15 protein-coding genes are annotated in these 16,062 nt (G+C 61.3%); 7 read left to right on the forward strand and 8 right to left on the reverse strand.

What is annotated here, in order from left to right; genetic code table 11:
• Positions 1-4: 4 nt before the first annotated feature.
• The 5 genes from NFS22_RS10610 to NFS22_RS10630 all read right to left on the reverse strand — a co-directional run bounded on the left by NFS22_RS10610 (position 5) and on the right by NFS22_RS10630 (position 7,542).
• Positions 5-907 carry a hypothetical protein gene (locus tag NFS22_RS10610; RefSeq protein WP_251317744.1) on the reverse strand — a complete coding sequence of 301 codons (903 nt, stop codon included), beginning with the start codon at positions 905-907 and terminating at the stop codon, positions 5-7.
• A complete protein-coding gene (locus NFS22_RS10615; protein ID WP_251317745.1) occupies positions 904-3,852 on the reverse strand; it encodes an acyl-CoA dehydratase activase in 2,949 nt (982 codons plus the stop codon). Before NFS22_RS10615 ends, NFS22_RS10610 begins: the two co-directional genes overlap by 4 nt.
• A 323-nt stretch (positions 3,853-4,175) precedes the next feature.
• On the reverse strand, positions 4,176-6,842 hold the full coding sequence (locus NFS22_RS10620; RefSeq protein ID WP_251317746.1) for a M56 family metallopeptidase: 2,667 nt from the start codon (positions 6,840-6,842) through the stop codon (positions 4,176-4,178).
• On the reverse strand, positions 6,839-7,219 hold the full coding sequence (locus NFS22_RS10625) for a BlaI/MecI/CopY family transcriptional regulator (protein ID WP_251317747.1): 381 nt from the start codon (positions 7,217-7,219) through the stop codon (positions 6,839-6,841). Before NFS22_RS10625 ends, NFS22_RS10620 begins: the two co-directional genes overlap by 4 nt.
• 14 nt (positions 7,220-7,233) lie before the next feature.
• Complete coding sequence (locus tag NFS22_RS10630) at positions 7,234-7,542, reverse strand: hypothetical protein (RefSeq protein WP_251317748.1); 309 nt, start codon at positions 7,540-7,542, stop codon at positions 7,234-7,236.
• 182 nt (positions 7,543-7,724) lie between these two features.
• Between NFS22_RS10630 and NFS22_RS10635 the strand changes: the two genes are divergently transcribed.
• The 3 genes from NFS22_RS10635 to NFS22_RS10645 all read left to right on the forward strand — a co-directional run bounded on the left by NFS22_RS10635 (position 7,725) and on the right by NFS22_RS10645 (position 9,800).
• A complete protein-coding gene (locus NFS22_RS10635; RefSeq protein ID WP_251317749.1) occupies positions 7,725-8,345 on the forward strand; it encodes a flavin reductase in 621 nt (206 codons plus the stop codon).
• A 241-nt stretch (positions 8,346-8,586) separates the two neighbouring features.
• Positions 8,587-9,147: an RNA polymerase sigma factor gene (locus tag NFS22_RS10640; RefSeq protein WP_251317750.1), complete on the forward strand. Its 561-nt coding sequence runs from the start codon at positions 8,587-8,589 to the stop codon at positions 9,145-9,147.
• Positions 9,144-9,800, forward strand: a complete 657-nt coding sequence (locus NFS22_RS10645) for a hypothetical protein (protein ID WP_251317751.1) — start codon at positions 9,144-9,146, stop codon at positions 9,798-9,800. The genes NFS22_RS10640 and NFS22_RS10645 overlap by 4 nt, the downstream gene beginning before the upstream one ends.
• Before the next feature lie 44 nt (positions 9,801-9,844).
• On the opposite strand, the gene NFS22_RS10650 is transcribed toward NFS22_RS10645, so the two are convergent.
• Genes NFS22_RS10650 through NFS22_RS10660 form a run of 3 tightly spaced genes read right to left on the reverse strand, consistent with a single transcriptional unit; the run spans position 9,845 to position 11,050 of the window.
• Positions 9,845-10,618: a peptidoglycan recognition protein family protein gene (locus NFS22_RS10650; RefSeq protein WP_251317752.1), complete on the reverse strand. Its 774-nt coding sequence runs from the start codon at positions 10,616-10,618 to the stop codon at positions 9,845-9,847.
• Positions 10,615-10,821, reverse strand: coding sequence for a hypothetical protein (locus tag NFS22_RS10655; protein ID WP_251317753.1), 207 nt, complete (start codon positions 10,819-10,821; stop codon positions 10,615-10,617). The genes NFS22_RS10650 and NFS22_RS10655 overlap by 4 nt, the downstream gene beginning before the upstream one ends.
• Positions 10,805-11,050, reverse strand: coding sequence for a hypothetical protein (locus NFS22_RS10660; protein WP_251317754.1), 246 nt, complete (start codon positions 11,048-11,050; stop codon positions 10,805-10,807). Before NFS22_RS10660 ends, NFS22_RS10655 begins: the two co-directional genes overlap by 17 nt.
• Before the next feature lie 326 nt (positions 11,051-11,376).
• Between NFS22_RS10660 and NFS22_RS10665 the strand changes: the two genes are divergently transcribed.
• Genes NFS22_RS10665 through NFS22_RS10680 form a run of 4 tightly spaced genes read left to right on the forward strand, consistent with a single transcriptional unit; the run spans position 11,377 to position 15,780 of the window.
• On the forward strand, positions 11,377-12,153 hold the full coding sequence (locus NFS22_RS10665) for a hypothetical protein (RefSeq protein WP_251317755.1): 777 nt from the start codon (positions 11,377-11,379) through the stop codon (positions 12,151-12,153).
• 52 nt (positions 12,154-12,205) lie between these two features.
• Positions 12,206-13,354, forward strand: a complete 1,149-nt coding sequence (locus NFS22_RS10670) for a glycosyltransferase family 2 protein (RefSeq protein WP_251317756.1) — start codon at positions 12,206-12,208, stop codon at positions 13,352-13,354.
• Positions 13,351-14,433 carry a phosphodiester glycosidase family protein gene (locus NFS22_RS10675; protein ID WP_251317757.1) on the forward strand — a complete coding sequence of 361 codons (1,083 nt, stop codon included), beginning with the start codon at positions 13,351-13,353 and terminating at the stop codon, positions 14,431-14,433. Before NFS22_RS10670 ends, NFS22_RS10675 begins: the two co-directional genes overlap by 4 nt.
• Before the next feature lie 12 nt (positions 14,434-14,445).
• On the forward strand, positions 14,446-15,780 hold the full coding sequence (locus NFS22_RS10680) for a hypothetical protein (RefSeq protein WP_251317758.1): 1,335 nt from the start codon (positions 14,446-14,448) through the stop codon (positions 15,778-15,780).
• The last annotated feature ends 282 nt before the right edge of the window (positions 15,781-16,062 follow it).

Below are 16,062 nucleotides of genomic sequence, written 5' to 3' on the forward strand. Positions count from 1 at the left end.
CCTTTCAAGTTTCAAGTGGGGGCAGGCGCAGAATACGCCGGCACCAGCGCTTGGACATCTCCTCCTCCAACTCCTCATCCGTCTCCCCAGGATAGCGGGGAAGGCCGTATTGGAAGTAGGGGGAGTAGGCGAAGGCCGCCCGGTCCCCCTCGCCGCCGCACAGGAAGCAGCCTCCGTCGTCCCCCTTCAGCAGCCAGCGGGAGCCGGACACCCGCTCCGCCCGGCAGCAGTATCCGATCACCAGGCCGAAGGCGTTCTTCACGTCATTGTCCAGCTCCTCATTGTAAATGGGTTCCAGCTCCAGGGTGTCACCCCAGGGGAAGAGGGTGTGGACGCCGCCGGAGCAGAGATACTCCCACTCGTCCTCGGTGGGCAGGCCGAAGGGCGGCTCCACTGTCTCCGGCGTATTCCAGGCCCACCGCTCCACCAGCATGGGCGGGATATCGGCGGTGCGCAGAGGGGAGGTGTTGGCATCCAGCTCGGCCAGCAGCTCCTGGAGATAGTCCTCCCAGGGCTGGACCTTCTCTTTTTCCTCTTCCAGAGCTTCCTGCGCCCAGCGCAAGGCCTGCTCCCACTCGCCCCGCTCCTTGTGGGACAGCTCCCCCGCCAGCCTTTCCTGGTAGCTAGCGATGTCCTCTAAGATCTCGTTGACCTTCCAGTGGGCCTCCTCCTGCCAGTACCGGCGGAACTCCTCCAGAATGGCCGGGGCCAGGGGGCACTGTTTGGTGTCCCAGCCCAGGGTCATGCCTTTTTTGCCGGGGACATAGATGAACTCCCGGTGGGGCAGCTCCCGGCAGGTGAAGACCAGAATGTCCTCTCCCCGGTCGTTGGGCTCGGCATAGGCAAAGGCAAAGTGGAGGGAAAATTGGTCCAGCTCGTCCATAATTTTGGAGACAGTCTCATTCATTGTGTTTTCCTCGCTTCTATGGCGGCCATCAGAGAGCGGATGCGGATCTTCACCGCCCCCAGGTTGCTGATGTCGTCGATTTTCAGTTGGGTATACAGCTTGCCGCCCCCCTCCAGGATGGAGCGCATCTCGTCGCCGGTGATGGCGTCGATCCCGCAGCCGAAGGAGACCAGTTGGATCACCTCCATGTCCGGCTGGGTGCAGACGTACCGGGCGGCGTTGTACATCCGGGCGTGGTAGGTCCACTGGTTCAGGACATGGCGGGGGGCCTTGTCCTCCAGGTGGGCGACGGCGTCTTCAGTGACCAGCACAAAGCCGTAGGAGGTAATCAGGTCGTTGATGCCGTGGTTGATCTCCGGGTCCATGTGGTAGGGACGGCCCGCCACCACCAGAATGGGGCGGCCCTCTGCCCGGGCCTGTTGGATGCAGGCCTGTCCGGCGGCCCGCAGGTCTGTTTTGTAGGCCTCATAGGCGGCGTAGGCGGACCGCACCGCAGCCGCCGTCTCCCGTTTGGGAATGTGGAATTCGTTGAAAAACCACTCCCCGGCCTTGCGCTCCATGTCGCGGGGGCGGTGGAGGCCAAAGTAGGGGTAGAGGTAGCGGACATGCTTCAGCTCCGGAAGGTTGGCGGCCAGCAGCTCGGGGTAGTAGGCCACCACAGGGCAGTTGTAATTGTTGTCCCCCGCCCCCTCGTCAAAGTTGTAGGGCATGCAGGGGTAGAAGATGGCGTCCACCCCCACCTCCACCAGGGCCTCCACGTGGCCGTGGAGCAGCTTGGCGGGGTAGCAAACCGTGTCGGAGGGGATGGTGCGCTGGCCCTTCAGATAAATTTTTCGGGAGGATTCCGGGGAGAGGACCACCTCAAAGTTCAGCTTGGTGAACAGCTCAAACCAGAAGGGCAGATTTTCATACATATTCAGCCCGAAGGGGATGCCGATCTTGCCCCGGGAGCCGTCCCCCTGGCCTCTGCCCTGGAGGGCCCGGAGCTTGGCGTATTTGTACCGCATCAGGTCGGGCTGACGGTGAGGCTCCTCGCCCAGGGGGCGGGAGCACCGGTTGCCCGAGACAAACCGCCGCCCGCCGTCGAAGGAGTTTACCGTCAGGGAGCAGTGGTTGGTACACAGCCCGCAGGTGGCGGGTTTGGCGGTGTGGGTGAAGTGCTCCAGCGCCTCCCGGGAGAGGAGGGCAGACCGTTCCAGTCCCAGGTCCCGGGCGGCCAGGGCGGCGCCGAAGGCCCCCATGCTGCCTGAGATGGTGGGGCGGGTGACCTCCCGGCCAATCTCCTGCTCAAAGGCCCGGAGGACCGCGTCGTTGTAAAAGGTCCCCCCCTGGACCACGATGTGTTTTCCGAGGTCGTCGGCGGAGGCGGCCCGGATCACCTTGTAGATGGCGTTTTTTACAATGGAGATAGACAGCCCGGCGGAGATATCCTCCACGCTGGCCCCGTCCTTCTGGGCCTGCTTCACGGAGGAGTTCATGAACACCGTACACCGGGACCCCAGGTTCACCGGCTTCTGGGTGAACAGGCCCAGCTTGGCAAAGTCGTCGATCTCATAGCCCAGGGCCTTGGCAAAGGTCTCAATAAAGGAGCCGCAGCCGGAGGAACAGGCCTCGTTGAGCATGATGGAGTCCACCGCACCATTCCTGATTTTGAAGCACTTCATGTCCTGCCCGCCGATGTCGATGATAAAGTCCACCTGGGGCTGGAAGTGGGCGGCGGCCTTGTAGTGGGCCATAGTCTCCACCAGCCCCAGGTCGCAGTTGAAGGCATTTTTAATCAGGTCCTCGCCGTAGCCGGTGACGGCGGCTCCCTTGATGACAATATGGTTCTTCTTTGGCAGATCGCACAGCCCGTAAATATGCTTCAGCTGCTCCAGCACGATGGCAACCGGGTTGCCCTGGTTGGAGTGGTAATACTGATACAGCAGGTCCCCCTCCGAGGTGATGAGCACGATTTTCGTGGTGGTGGACCCGGCGTCGATGCCCAAGTAGGCGTCCCCGCTGTATTCGCTGATGGGCAGAACGGACAGTCCCGCGGCACTGTCATGCCGGTTGCAGAAGTCCTCATACTCCTCCTTGCCGGTAAACAGAGGAGGCATGGTATCCACCACGGTGGTGGCCGCGGCGCTGTCCTCCAGCTTTTTCATCACTGTCTCGAAGGGAGCGGGTGGGTAGTCGGTGGCGCACAGGGCGGCCCCCATGGCGGCAAAGCAGTCGCCGTCCTGGGGGAAGACGGCGTGGTCGAAATCCAGCTTTAACGTCTCTACAAACCGCTCTCGCAGACCCGTGAGGAAGTGGAGGGGTCCGCCCAGAAAGACAATCTTGCCCTTCAGCTCCCGGCCCTGGGTCAGGCCGGCCACCGTCTGGTCCACCACCGCCTGGAAGATGGAGGCGGCCACGTCCTCCTTCCGCCCGCCCTGGTTCAGGATGGGCTGGATGTCGCTTTTGGCAAACACCCCGCAGCGGGAGGCAATGGGGTAGATTTTCTCGTGCTTCAGGCTGAGCTCGTCCAGCTCGCTGACGGTGACGTTCATCAGGGTGGCCATCTGGTCGATAAAGGCCCCGGTGCCCCCGGCGCAGGAGCCGTTCATCCGCTCCTCCAGCGCACCGCCGAAAAAGATGATCTTGGCGTCCTCGCCCCCCAGCTCAATCACCGCGTCGGTGTCCGGGATGTATGTATTCACAGCGGCGGCGGTGGCGTACACCTCCTGCACAAAGTCTATACCCGCGGCGTCCGCCACCCCCAGCCCGGCGGAGCCGGTGATGGTGAGCTTGATGTCCTGTCCGGAGAGCATATCCCGGATGGAGTTCAGCGTCTCCAGCGCCCGCTCCCGGGTTTTGGAGAAGTGCCGCTCGTAGGAGCGGAACAGCAGCTGATCCTGTTCGCTGAGGACCACCACCTTCACGGTGGTAGAGCCAATGTCAATGCCGACGCGCAGACTCATAGATAATACCTTTCCTTTCTAACTAAGGCTCCCTCAAGGTGGGAGCTGTCAGCACGCAGGGCTGACTGAGGGAGTTTTCATGGATTCCCTCTATCACGGCTTCACCGTGCCGCCTTCCTAAAAGGAGGCTGATTCTATGATATATGATACTGATTTTTTGTCGGAAAAACAACGAAATTAACGGCTTTTTAACGGGGCGAAAGAGAAGAAAAGCGGGAAATTAACGCCGGGAAAGCTGGGCAAAAGCCACAAAACACAGATTAAAAATTGTCAGAAGTGACAAAAAGAAGGCCCCCGGCGGCACAGGCCGCCGGGGGATGTGATTAAGAGGAAGCGCCTTCCCCGCTTGGAACATGAAGGGTGGCGATTCCCAACGGGATATTGCCGGAAGGCAGCCCGTGGAGCGCCAGGATGGTGTGGTACAGCTCAAGGCTGCGGACAAACAGGCGGGTGGGTTCCGAAGTTATGGCGAAGTTCCTGTGGCTGAGGCAGACCACCCCCTCCTCACTGCCCACCGACAGGGTGAGCCGGTCCGCGTCCTGCGCGATTTCGTGTCCAAGGTAGCTGTCTATGCCGCTGCGCTTCACCTGGATGGTAAGGACATACTGGCCGTGCTTCTCCTGCTCGTACTCACTGGAGAACTGGTGGTACAGGGCCCGGGTGAGCTGGTCCTTCAGAGCTAGGATGTCCGGCTCGACCGTCTGGCCGGGAGCGGAGCCCCCCGTTGTCACCGAGACCACATCCTCGGGCAGCAGGCAGGCGGCGAATGTGTCCGGGGTTGTCACCTCATAGCTGGACAAGTCAGCCCAGCTGTCCCGGTACTGGTCGGCAACGAACACCGCCGATGGCTGGTCGGACACGACGGTATAGCCGGAGGAATGGGAACTGACTCCAGGGGCGAGCAGCTCCAGAACCCAGGAGCCATCGTGGGTCTCGTCACCGTAGTACCACAGCTGCATACGAATCAGTGAGGTACAGCCTTTATAGAATTCCGCCTCCTTCAAATCGCCGCTCCACCCCTGGAGCCGGTAGCCCCGGGCCTCCCAAATCCCCTCCGGGGTGTGGCCGCTCAGCTCTGTCCGGGTCATGGGAACGGGGATGGTTGGGTCCTGGGCCAGCTGCTGCTGCATCTGGGCCAGCGCGGCAATGTCGGGAATCATGTCGCTTCTGACCTGGGAGCGGAAGATGGGGCCGTATTCCAGCTCCTCGCCCTCCTCCAGGCAGAGGTACTGGCTGAGGGCGTCCCCTGGAATCAGCCAGGTCCAGTCGTTCCACGGGACCAAGGTATATACGGTCTCCTTTGTGCCGTCGGACAGGACAATCATACTGGAGGATGTCAGCTTTTTGGGGTCGGGCGGGGTGTTGTTCTCCTCGGGAGGGACAAAGCGGCACAGCTTTTCCCTGGCCAGGGCCAGCAGTCTGGGGTCGGTAATGGGGTCGGGGCAGGTCTGTCCGGAGTAGGAGGGCGGGTAGTCAAATCGGATGGAGGAGGCGGACTCCACATCCTGAAGGAAGGCGGTCAGCGCAGGGGAGTCGAAGCCGCTTTGCTCCCCCTGCCGCCGCATCAGCTCATAGAGCTGGTAGACGGTCTCCCGCTTCAAGCTGGCGGCAATCCGGCTGCCCGAGACGTTGGAAATGCTTCCTTCTGTGATTACATAAAAATCCGGATACTTCGTGTTGGGGCTGACCAGCAGATAGCGCAGCTCCTGTCCGTCCTGACCGGTGAGGGTCAGGGTGCGCAGAGAGGACAGATTTAAGTCTTCCAGCACCGAAGGAGGGGTGAGCCAGTCGGCTGCGCCCTTCTCCAGAACCTCCTTAGCCAGCTCCAGCAGCTCCGGGTCGGTAATGGCGGTGGGGTCATCATAGCTGGAGGTGCTTTCCTGGCTCAGATGGATGGACTGGGCCCTGTTTACATCGAGCTTGAACCGCTGGTAGTCCCCCGGTTTGCCGCCGTCCCCCCGTCCGGCGAAGACAAACACCACCGCCAGGACCACCACTGAGACAGCGGCGAAGAGGGCGGTTTTCACCGTCTCCGGTTTTTTCACCAGCAGGGCCACCCGCTGCTGGATGGATTTTTTTCCGCCCGTCATGGCGGTGGAGCAGGACAGCAGGTCCCCCGGACGCAGGGACCGGGCGGCCACCATGTCCACCAGGGTGCGCCCGTAGGGGATGCGCTCCCCCTCCCCCAGCCGGGCGACGGCCCCCTCGTCACAGGCCAGCTCGCCATCCTCCTTGGACAGCCACACCGCCAGCCACACCAGGGGATTGTACCAGTGGAGGGCCAGAGCCAGACACCGCAGGAGAGACCAGACGTGATCGAAGTGGGCGTAGTGGGTCAGCTCATGGGCCAGGATGTGGCGCAGGGTGTCCGGACGTTCCGCCGCCTCCGCCGTCACATAGACGGCGGGCCGCAGTACCCCAAACAGGCAGGGGGAGGACAGGCCCTCTGTCACGTAGACGGGGATAGGGGCCTCCGCCCGTTCCAACCCTTCCCGCCGCTTTCTCAGCCGGCCATAGAAGCGAAGGTTGGAGACCAGCATAACCGCCCCGGCCAGTCCGGCCCCGACCAGCCACAGGGCAAGAACAATCTGTTCCGGGGACAGGATATAGCGGTACCAGGTAATTGTCTCCCCATCTCGCCGCAGACAGCCCACTCCGTCTGAGTAGGACAAAATATCCCCCGGCTCTAGTGTGGTTTCAATGTCAAGATTGAACTCGGCAACAGGTTTGCTCCGCTCAGGGAGTACAGGGATGGATGGCTCCTCCCACCGTGCGGTCTCCGGGGCCAGATTGGAGGCCAGTACCGGCAAAGCGTCACCAGCGGCGGCGGGCAGCTCCACCTGGAAGGGGACCAGCAGCCGCAGGAGCACTACCCCCCACAGGGCATATTTCAGCCGGGCGGACAGCTTATCCTTGCACAAAAACCGGGCCGCCAGCACAATCAAAATCAGCGCGCTGGAGGTGACGGCCCACTGAATCAGCAGCTTCATTTCTCTCCCTCCTCCGCTTTGCGCAAAATTTCATACAGCTCGTCAATTTCCTGTTTGGACAGCGCCTTGTCCTGGGCCAGGGCGGACACCATCAGCCCCACGCTGCCCTGGTAGACCTTATTTAAAAAGGATCGCGTCTCCCCCCGCACCGCCCGGTCCCGCCGGACAACGGGGGTGTAGTGCTTGCCCCGGCCCTCCACGGTGCAGCGGACCAGGCCCTTGTCCTCCATCCGCCGCAGGGTGGTGATGGTGGTGCTCTTGGCCCAGCCCAGCCTCTCCCCCAGCGCTCCCACCAGCTCCATCACTGTCATAGGAGACTTTTCCCACAGGCAGTCCAAAACGTACCACTCACTGTTGGTCAGATTGATGTCATCCATACTGTTCAGCCTCCTTACACGTCCGGTTTCCCGACAATCACGTCTATCACCTTTGAATCCCTGTCATAATAGAGGACCACAATCAGCTCCTCGCCGGTGTGCCAGATGTCCCCGCAGAGACCGGAGAGCATGCCGTCCGGTTCTCCCCAGGCGTCCACAATCTCCTCCCGGTCCAGCCCGGACAGACTTTCCAGAAGCTGCGCGTCTGAGTATCCGCTCTCGGAATACAGCGCGCCCACCTCGCTGAGGGCCGGGATTTCACTGCGCCCGCAGCCCGTCAGGCACAGAGCCAGGCCGAGCGCACATAAAATCAGCTTTTTCACAGGAACCTCCTTTTGGTTTACTTTGTAGACCAATCATACCACGGCTGGTCTACAATGTCAACCAAAATTTCAGGCCGGCGCACAGGAGGCTTTTTTGTGTTTCTGTTTTGTTTCTAGACTTTTCGGGCAAACTATGGTAAACTGGTAATACCCATCCAAATCGGAAACAAGGAGGATTTTTTATGGACAACAAGGTTATGTATTCCCTGAGCTACGGTCTGTTTGTGCTGTCCGCCCGTCAGGGGGATAAGGACAACGGCTGCATCACCAACACCGCCATCCAGGTAACCACCGACCCCAACCGCATTGTCATTGCCGTGAACAAGAGCAACTATACCCACGACATGGTAAAGGAGACCGGCCGCTTTACTGTCTCCATCCTGTCGGAGGAGGCCAAGTTCGACCTGTTCCAGCGCTTCGGCTTCCAGTCTGGCAGGGACGTGGATAAGTTTGCCGGCTTTGAGGACCACACCGGAAAGGATTCCGACGGCATCCGCTACGTCACCCAGGGGACCAACGCCTGGCTGAGCTGCAAGGTGGTTTCCGCCACCGACCTGGGCAGCCACACCCTGTTCCTGGCCGACGTGCTGGACGGCGGGGTCATCTCCTCCGCACCCAGCGCCACCTACAGCTACTATCAGGCCCACATCAAGCCCAAGCCCGCCGCTTCCGCTGCCCCCAGCGAGAAAAAGCGGTGGGTATGCAAGGTGTGCGGCTACGTCTACGAGGGGGACGAGCTGCCCGCCGACTATATCTGCCCGCTGTGCAAGCACCCCGCCTCCGACTTTGAGCTCTTGGCATAAAATTTTAAAACCCGCGCCGGAGTGGAAACCTTCGGCGCGGGTTTTGCGTCTATATAAAAGAGTGCAAAAAAGCCTCCCTTCACAAAGGGAGGTGGCATCCGCACAGCGGATGACGGAGGGTTTTCCCCAATCAAACCGCATCTGCAGCTTTAGGAGAAAACCCCACCCGGCTTTGCCGGGAGCCCCCCCCCTTGCGAAGGGGGCCTTGGGGAGTGCAGACAGAAATAAGGAGGATTCCCCCATGGAGGACAGCAAAATAATTGATCTGTACTGGGCCCGGTCCCAGCAGGCCATTGCGGCCAGCGAAGAGAAATACGGCCCCTACTGCCACACCATTGCCCGGCGGATTCTGGACCGGGAGGAGGACGCGGAGGAGTGCGTCAACGACACCTGGCTCCACGCCTGGAACGCCATACCACCCCAGCGGCCGGGGATACTGTCCGCCTTTTTTGGCAAGCTGACCAGGAACCTGTCCCTGGACCGGTGGCGGCGGCTGAAGGCGGCCAAGCGGGGAGGCAGCCAGGTGGAGGTGGCCCTCCACGAGCTGGAGGACTGCCTGCCTGACCGCCGCACCCCCGACGAAAACCTGGAGGCCGGGGAAACAGCGGCCATTATCTCCGCATTCCTGCGCCGGCATTCGGAGGCGGACCGGGCCCTGTTCGTCCGCCGGTACTTCCACCTGGAGCCGCTGAGCGAGCTGGCGGACCGGTTCGGGCTGTCTGTGGGACAGGTGAAGTCCAGGCTTCACCGGATGCGCTCCAAGCTGAAGCTGGAGCTGGAACGGGAGGGGGTAGCGGTATGAACCCGGAATACTTGTTAAACGCCATGGGCCTGCTGGATGACGACCTGATCCAAGAAGCAGAACAGTACAGCCGCCCCAGGCCCAAGGTCAATTACAACGCCTGGCTGAGCCTGGCGTCCTGTCTTGTGCTGGTGATCACGTTGGGCTACGGGGTGAACCTCCTGTTGAGGGGAGGCGGCTCCAGCGGGAACAGCGCCGAGCCGTCTGGCGGCGGCCAGGCAGACACCCCGGCCAGCAGCAGTCCCATCGAGTGCCTTCCCGGCGCCACGGCGGGCGGGGAGTCCAATGGGTTTGGGGCCCCCAGCGGCGAAGAATACAACGGCGAAGGCCTGCCCCAGCCTCCCGGCGCAGGCTGTGATGAGGCCAATGCCGCTGATGAGATCTTCGGCATGGAGGAGGGCCGGTGTCCCGCCATTATGGTGGACGGCACACTCTATTGGTACACATCAGCCATTGTCACAGCCTGTCCGGATGAGGGAGACATCCGGTACAGCTCCTCCTATGTGGACGGAGACCCGGAGGAGGACGGACAGGTCAACTTCCCCAAAGAGGGGGTCCGTTATGTGGTGCTGGAGGAGGGCAAAGTAGGCGTAAACTGGGATAACAGCTGCCAGTGGAAGGTCTTTGTGCCCATACTCCCTGAGGAGCAATGAGAAACAGGGCCCACCCGGTTAGGTGGGCCCTGCCAGTCGGGAGCTCAGCCCTTTGCCCGGACTACCATAGAGGCCACCTCCTGCCGGGTGGCCAGGTCCAGGGGACGGCTTCCGTCGGTCAGGCCCAGCTTTTGGGCCTGCTCCAGCTCCGCCCTGCCCCATTCGGGGACGGGCTGTCCGCCCAGCTCCCGGCGGTATCGGTCCATGTACTCCTTCCACTGCTCATAGGTCACTTGTTCATCCTCTCCTCTCATCATGCGGGCCACATCTGCCCGGAAATCGTCCATTGTCTTGCCATGCTTTGGAAACCAGTGGAGCACGTCCCCGTGGTTGGAGGCGATCCCCAGTTTATGGCCCTCGGCGTGGCAGATGACCACTCCGCTTTCCAGAGGGTCCAGGGCAAACTGCCCGCACAGCATGGCTGTCAGCTCCACCGCCTCCTGGTAGGCCGGCTGAAAGTAGTAGGGGTCGGTCAGGCCGTCCTCGCAGATCTCAAAGCCGATATGGGTGCTGTTGGCACTCACCGGCTTGGACCCGGACCCGGAGTGCCACCCCTTTCTGTTCCAGGGCAGGGTCTGGACGGTGCCCACCCCGCCGTCGGCAAACCGGCCGATAAAGGCGTGGACGCACTTGGTCAGTCCGGGGCGGTTCCAGTGGTTTCCGGCTGTGTTGCGGCCAATTTCCCCGTCCCCCGGGACGTACCGGGCTACCCTGGGGTTGTTGGCCCCTGTGGAGTGGACCATCACCCCCCGGACCTGGAGGGAGCGGCCCTGCCGGTAGCAGTCGTTTTGGGTGAGGTACTGTTTTCGAAGCCTCATTTCTCCTCCGTCCCCTCCATCATGTCCTGCACCTTCTGGCTCTGGGTCCCAAAGTAAAAGGCGATAATAACCGCGTATACGGTCATAAAATCCTGGGCGATTCTGCCTGTAAGGGCCAGCACACAGAACACAACGCTCAGCATCAGGGTAACCAGGCTCTTGACGGACAGCAGCCGGGACAGCCGTTTATAGATATGGTTCATCAGAATCATCCTTTCTTTTATATAGAATGGTTTTTAGACACAACAAAAGCAGCTCCCCGCCAAAAAAGGCCAGAATCACGCCCAGCAGCGGGGCGGGGTCGTGGCCGGTGCGGGAGAGGATGCGCAGCGACCACAGACTGCTCCCGCTGGCAAAGGCCACACAGTACACCACCGTGGCCTTTGCAAACAGATGGGGGACAGCCCGCAGGCGGGAGATCAGTTCTTTCACGCCGCCGCCTCCCCAAAAGTAAAATTCGTCAATTTTTCACCTCCCCCTTGCAAAACGGTTTCTTTTCGTGTACAATCACTGCTGTCAGCTCCTTTCAAGGGAAAAATTTCCCTCATATATCCCTGGGTTCAGGGTGATAGTTGTACATTTTCGTGCATCAGGCGGGAGAATCGCTGGATAGATTTTTGAAATTTGGATACTTTTCCCGATTTATGTCTTGCAAAAAAGGGAGCCATCTGGTACAATAATAAAATGTCCGAACATTTGGGCATAACTGCAATACTCGATCGGGTCATGGCGGCCCGCGGCAAGGAGAATGAACGCACATGGATAAGAAACACAGAGAAGCACAGGAAGCACGCCGCCGGCAGGAGGATATCGCCCTGCAAAGAGGTTTGCTGTGGGTGGTGGGAGCCATCGTGTTAGAGGTCCTGCTGGTGCTGCTCAACCGCTTCTATATTAATTACTCCCTCAGCGAGGCCGGAATCAATACCTTTGCCGCCCTGCACGAGGCACTGAAGATTGTGCGGCCGACGGCGGCGGCAGCGGCGGTGCTGGCTCTGCTGTGGGCGGGCTGGCAGTTGAAGCAGGGCAAAAAGTTTGCCCTGCCCCTGATTGCGGCCATCGCTCTGGCCGCCGTCACCATCTGCGTCCACGTGGCTGTGAAGTACCGCTCGGACGGCATGTCCATGCTGTATTGGCTGGTGATCGCCTGGGCTGTGCTGGCAATGGTGTTTTATATCTACCAGCGGGAGTTCTTCCTCGGTGCCTCCGCCTGCGGTATGTCGGTGCTGGCCCTGTGGTTCGTCCGCTTCGGTGTAGTCGGCAGGCCTGAGGCTATAGTGCTGTCAGCGGCCATTATTCTGGTGGGCGCGGTCTCCCTGTGGATGAAAAAGAGCGATGGCGTCCTGCCCGGCAAGGAGCCCATCCAGTTCCTGCCCAAAAAGACCAATTATGCCGTGCTGCTGGTCACCTGTCTGGCCAGCCTGGCGGCGGTGGTGGTAGCGATGCTGGCGGGAGATACTGTGGCCTACTACCTGGTGTTTGTCATGATCGCATGGCTGTTTGCCCTGTTCGTGTACTACACCGTCAAGCTGATGTAAGCCTTTTGCTGACCCATGCCTCCCCGCTGTCCGGCGGGGAGGTTTTTCACATGTGGAATCCAAAAGCAAGGAGTGGACACCTATGGAGGCCGGGAAGAGCTCTGTAACGGCGGTAGTGCCGTCTTTCAACCCAGACCAGCGGCTGTGTACAACGGTGGAGGGCCTTCTGGCGGCGGGTTTTTGTGACATTGTCCTGATCAACGATGGAAGCAGTGCCGAAACGCTGGCCCCCTTTCAGGATCTGGCCCGGCTGCCCCAAGTCACCCTTTTGACCCACACGGTCAACCGGGGCAAGGGGGCGGCTTTAAAGACTGCCTTCGCCTGGCTGCTGGAGCACCGGCCCCAGTGCTCCGGCGTGGTGACGGTGGACGGTGACGGCCAGCACCACCCGGAGGATGCCCTGGCCTGCGTCCGGCGGATGCAGGAAAAGGAACAGGTGGTGCTGGGGTGCCGGAATTTCTCCCGGCCTGAGGTGCCTCCCCGCTCCCGAATGGGCAACCGCATCACCCGGGCGGTCTTTCACATTTTTTGCGGCATGACCGTCTCCGACACCCAGACCGGCCTGCGGGCCATCCCCCGCCGGTATCTGGAGCCCCTGACCGCTGTGGCCGGGGAGCGGTATGAGTATGAGACCAATATGCTGCTGGCCCTGAAGGACCAGCACATCCCCTACAGCGAGGTGGAGATCCGCACCATCTATCTGGAGGAGAACAGGGGTTCCCATTTCCACGTTGTTCGGGACTCCTGGCGGATCTACAAGCTGATTCTGGCCCACTTTTTCCGCTATGCCCTCAGCTCGCTGGCCAGCGCGGCGGCGGACACCGGGCTGTTCGGTCTGCTGTCCTTCCTCCTGGCGGGAGTGCTGGCCGGGACGGCCCTCACCGCCGCCGCCACGGCGGGGGCGCGGCTGCTGTCCTCCCTGCTGAACTTCTCCCTGAACCGGTATCTGGTCTTTCGGGGCGGCGGACCGCTGGGGAGGGCTCTGCTCCGGTACTACGCCCTGGCCCTTCCTCTGCTGCTGGCCCAGTTTTTGCTGACTGAGGGCGTGTTTCAGGTTGCCCATGTCAGCGACAGGCAGACCGTTTTGCGGACGGTGATCTACGCGGTGGTGATGACGGCGCTCTTTGTGGGCAGCTATGTGATCCAGCACCGCTGGGTTTTCGCCCCGGATAAGAAAGAGGAAAGGAACGAACGGCTATGAGCGAAGGGAAACGGACCGCCCCCAAAAAGGCCAGGCGGGTTTTGCGCTGGCTCTGGCGGACGCTGCTGGCCATTTTGTCGGTGGCGGCGGTGCTGGTGGCGGGGCTGTGTATGATTCTGGATGAGGTCTTCAACGGCCCCTCCGAGACCGCCCGGAACCGGCTGACCATGTCTCTGCTGGAGGCCAGCGCCACCAAGTGGGTGCCCGCCGTCTTTATCGGGGCGGACACCGTGGACCAGATCCAGGCCAAGGTGGCCGCCGGCCTGCCTGACGAGCAGTCCGACCCCACCCAGGTGGTCATCCGGGCGGACGGCATACCGGACAGCGACGAGTGGGCGGACTGTCCTGAGGGCCTGCGGGTGGAGGAGGTCCATGGCGACACCTACAACGCCTATGTGATGCTGGTGCAGGACCCCTCCCGGCTCTATCTGTGCCCCTCCTCCCGGAGCTACTCCAGGAGCAAGCCGGGCACCCGGATTACCCGGCAGATCGAGACAGAGAGGGCGGCGGCGGCCATCAACGGCGGCGCCTTCTTTGACAACGGCACCATCAGCCCGGAGGTGGGCAGCGTCCCCTGCGGCCTGGTGGTCTCCCAGGGGGATATTCTTTGGAACGACGGCAGCTCCTACAACGGCTTTGCCGGCTTTAACGAGGACGACATCCTGGTGGTCTCTAAGAAAATGTCCGCCAAGGAGGCCGAGGAGGCCCGCATCCGGGACGGCTGCTGCTACGGTCCGGTGCTTATCATGAACAGTGCCGTCAATGAAGAGGCCTACAACACCAACTCCGGCTACAACCCCCGCACGGCCATTGGCCAGCGGGCTGACGGCACGGTAATCCTGCTGTGTATCGATGGCCGTCAGGCGGGTAGCCTGGGGGCCACCTACGCCGATATCATTGACGTGATGGTGGAGTATGGCGCGGTAAACGCCTGCAATCTGGACGGCGGCTCCTCCACTGTGATGCTCCTGCGGGATGAGGAGGGCCAGGTTCAGACGGTGAATAACGTCTCCCTGCTCCAGGAGGAGCCCCGGCGTATGCCCACCTTCTTCATGGTACGGCCTTTGGACAAAGAGTAAGGGGTGGGGGATATGGAAAAGAAAGAAAAAATCGGCGTTTTTTATCCGGTTCTGCTGGGTTTTCTGCTGGTCTTACTGCTGGTGTTTGTCTATATCCGCTTTGGGCTGCTGCGCCCCTGGCTCACCCGCTATGAGGCGGCCCAGCCCAAGCATGTCAGCCAGGAGGTCTTTGCCGACCTCTTCTCCCCCGCCGACTGGGGCCGGGTCTACGACCTGACGTCCGGCGCCCAGATGAGCCGGGACAACTTTGTCCAGGCTATGGAGGAGATGACCCAGGGCCGGGAGCTGACCCTGGTGGAGACCTCCGCCGGGCTGTCCGGCGACCGGCGCTATATTGTAAAGCTGGAGAGCGACAGCCTGGCCGCCTTTACACTCACCGCCGCCCCAGAGGGGGAGACCCCAGCCTGGAGGCTGGACAGCGTGGAGCTGCTGTCCGCGGCGGAGGGGGAGACTGTTTTGATTCGGACCCTGGACAGCCATAGGGTGTTGGTCAACGGCGAGGACCTGGGGATAGACTGTCAGGTTCAGCTTACCGAGACGGCGGCGGAGCGCTACCTTCCGGAGGGGGTGTTGGGACGGAGGACCATCCTGTGGCAGGCCCAGGTGGGGGCGGCCAGGTATGCGGAAGTCACCGTTCTGGACGGAAACGGGGAGGAGGTCCCCCTGGACTTTGACCAGGAGACGGGCGTGTATGCCGTGCGGGAGGCGGAGGAGGAGCCCACCGATCAGGAGCGGGAACTGCTCATCGGGGCGGCAAAGACCTATGCCCGGTATATGATCCGGGCGTCGGACGCCGCCCAGCTGCAAAAATATTTTGACAGCGGCAGCGCCATCTACCGCACCATCTGCTCCAGCGAAATCTGGATCAAGACCACCGCCGGCCACTCCTTCACCGGCGAGACGGTGAGCAACTTCCAGCGCTACGGGGAGGACCTGTTCTCCGCCCAGGTGTCCATGCACATGGACGTCAAACGGAGCAATGGCTCTGCCAAGCCCTACGAGGTGGACAACACCCTGTTTTTCCACCGGACAAACGGCGTCTGGCGGGCCTTTGAGATGACCAATGTGGACGTGCAGGAGGAGATTGTTCACAGCCGTCTGGTCTTTATGGACGGACAGGAGGAGCTGGGACGGCTGTTTGTCTCCTCAGAGGACCACAGTTTCACCCCGCCCGCCCCGCCGGAGCGGCCAGGCCAGCGCTTCGCCGGCTGGGCCATCCGGGAACAGGAGGGAAACAGCGTCACCATGACCGTTCTCTTCCAGCCTGATGAGGCGGGCAGCGTCACTCTCCCGGCGGGCTATGAGCTCAAGCCCATGGCGCTGTACGCCGCCTTTGAGCAGGAGTAGGAAAACGGCGGCCTGTCGAAAAGCCTCATTCAATGAGGAAGGCGGCACGGCAAAGCCGTGACAAAGGGAGTTTTTGCCCAAAAAAGTTATAAAATCGCTGTTTACTCCCTCGATCACCGCCTTTGGCGGTGACAGCTCCCTCCCTGAGGAAGCCAAAAGAATAAGCAGGGCGTAACAGCTGGGGGCGGTCTTCAGACCGCCCCCGTTTTTTGCATAATAAGCCGAAAATCCGCCACAATGAAGATAGTATGGTCTGCGGACCAGCGATTTTGAAAAGGAGCG

The organism is Flintibacter muris, from assembly GCF_943192995.1.
GTDB classification, from domain to species: Bacteria; Bacillota; Clostridia; order Oscillospirales; family Oscillospiraceae; genus Lawsonibacter; species Lawsonibacter muris.

Coding starts and splice junctions, on each gene's coding strand:
- NFS22_RS10615 (WP_251317745.1), bottom strand. CDS start 3,852: ATGAGTCTGCGCGTCGGCATTGACATTGGCTCTACCACCGTGAAGGTG.
- NFS22_RS10665 (WP_251317755.1), top strand. CDS start 11,377: ATGGATAAGAAACACAGAGAAGCACAGGAAGCACGCCGCCGGCAGGAG.
- NFS22_RS10610 (WP_251317744.1), bottom strand. CDS start 907: ATGAATGAGACTGTCTCCAAAATTATGGACGAGCTGGACCAATTTTCC.
- NFS22_RS10675 (WP_251317757.1), top strand. CDS start 13,351: ATGAGCGAAGGGAAACGGACCGCCCCCAAAAAGGCCAGGCGGGTTTTG.
- NFS22_RS10625 (WP_251317747.1), bottom strand. CDS start 7,219: ATGGATGACATCAATCTGACCAACAGTGAGTGGTACGTTTTGGACTGC.
- NFS22_RS10655 (WP_251317753.1), bottom strand. CDS start 10,821: ATGAACCATATCTATAAACGGCTGTCCCGGCTGCTGTCCGTCAAGAGC.
- NFS22_RS10645 (WP_251317751.1), top strand. CDS start 9,144: ATGAACCCGGAATACTTGTTAAACGCCATGGGCCTGCTGGATGACGAC.
- NFS22_RS10635 (WP_251317749.1), top strand. CDS start 7,725: ATGGACAACAAGGTTATGTATTCCCTGAGCTACGGTCTGTTTGTGCTG.
- NFS22_RS10680 (WP_251317758.1), top strand. CDS start 14,446: ATGGAAAAGAAAGAAAAAATCGGCGTTTTTTATCCGGTTCTGCTGGGT.
- NFS22_RS10640 (WP_251317750.1), top strand. CDS start 8,587: ATGGAGGACAGCAAAATAATTGATCTGTACTGGGCCCGGTCCCAGCAG.
- NFS22_RS10650 (WP_251317752.1), bottom strand. CDS start 10,618: ATGAGGCTTCGAAAACAGTACCTCACCCAAAACGACTGCTACCGGCAG.
- NFS22_RS10620 (WP_251317746.1), bottom strand. CDS start 6,842: ATGAAGCTGCTGATTCAGTGGGCCGTCACCTCCAGCGCGCTGATTTTG.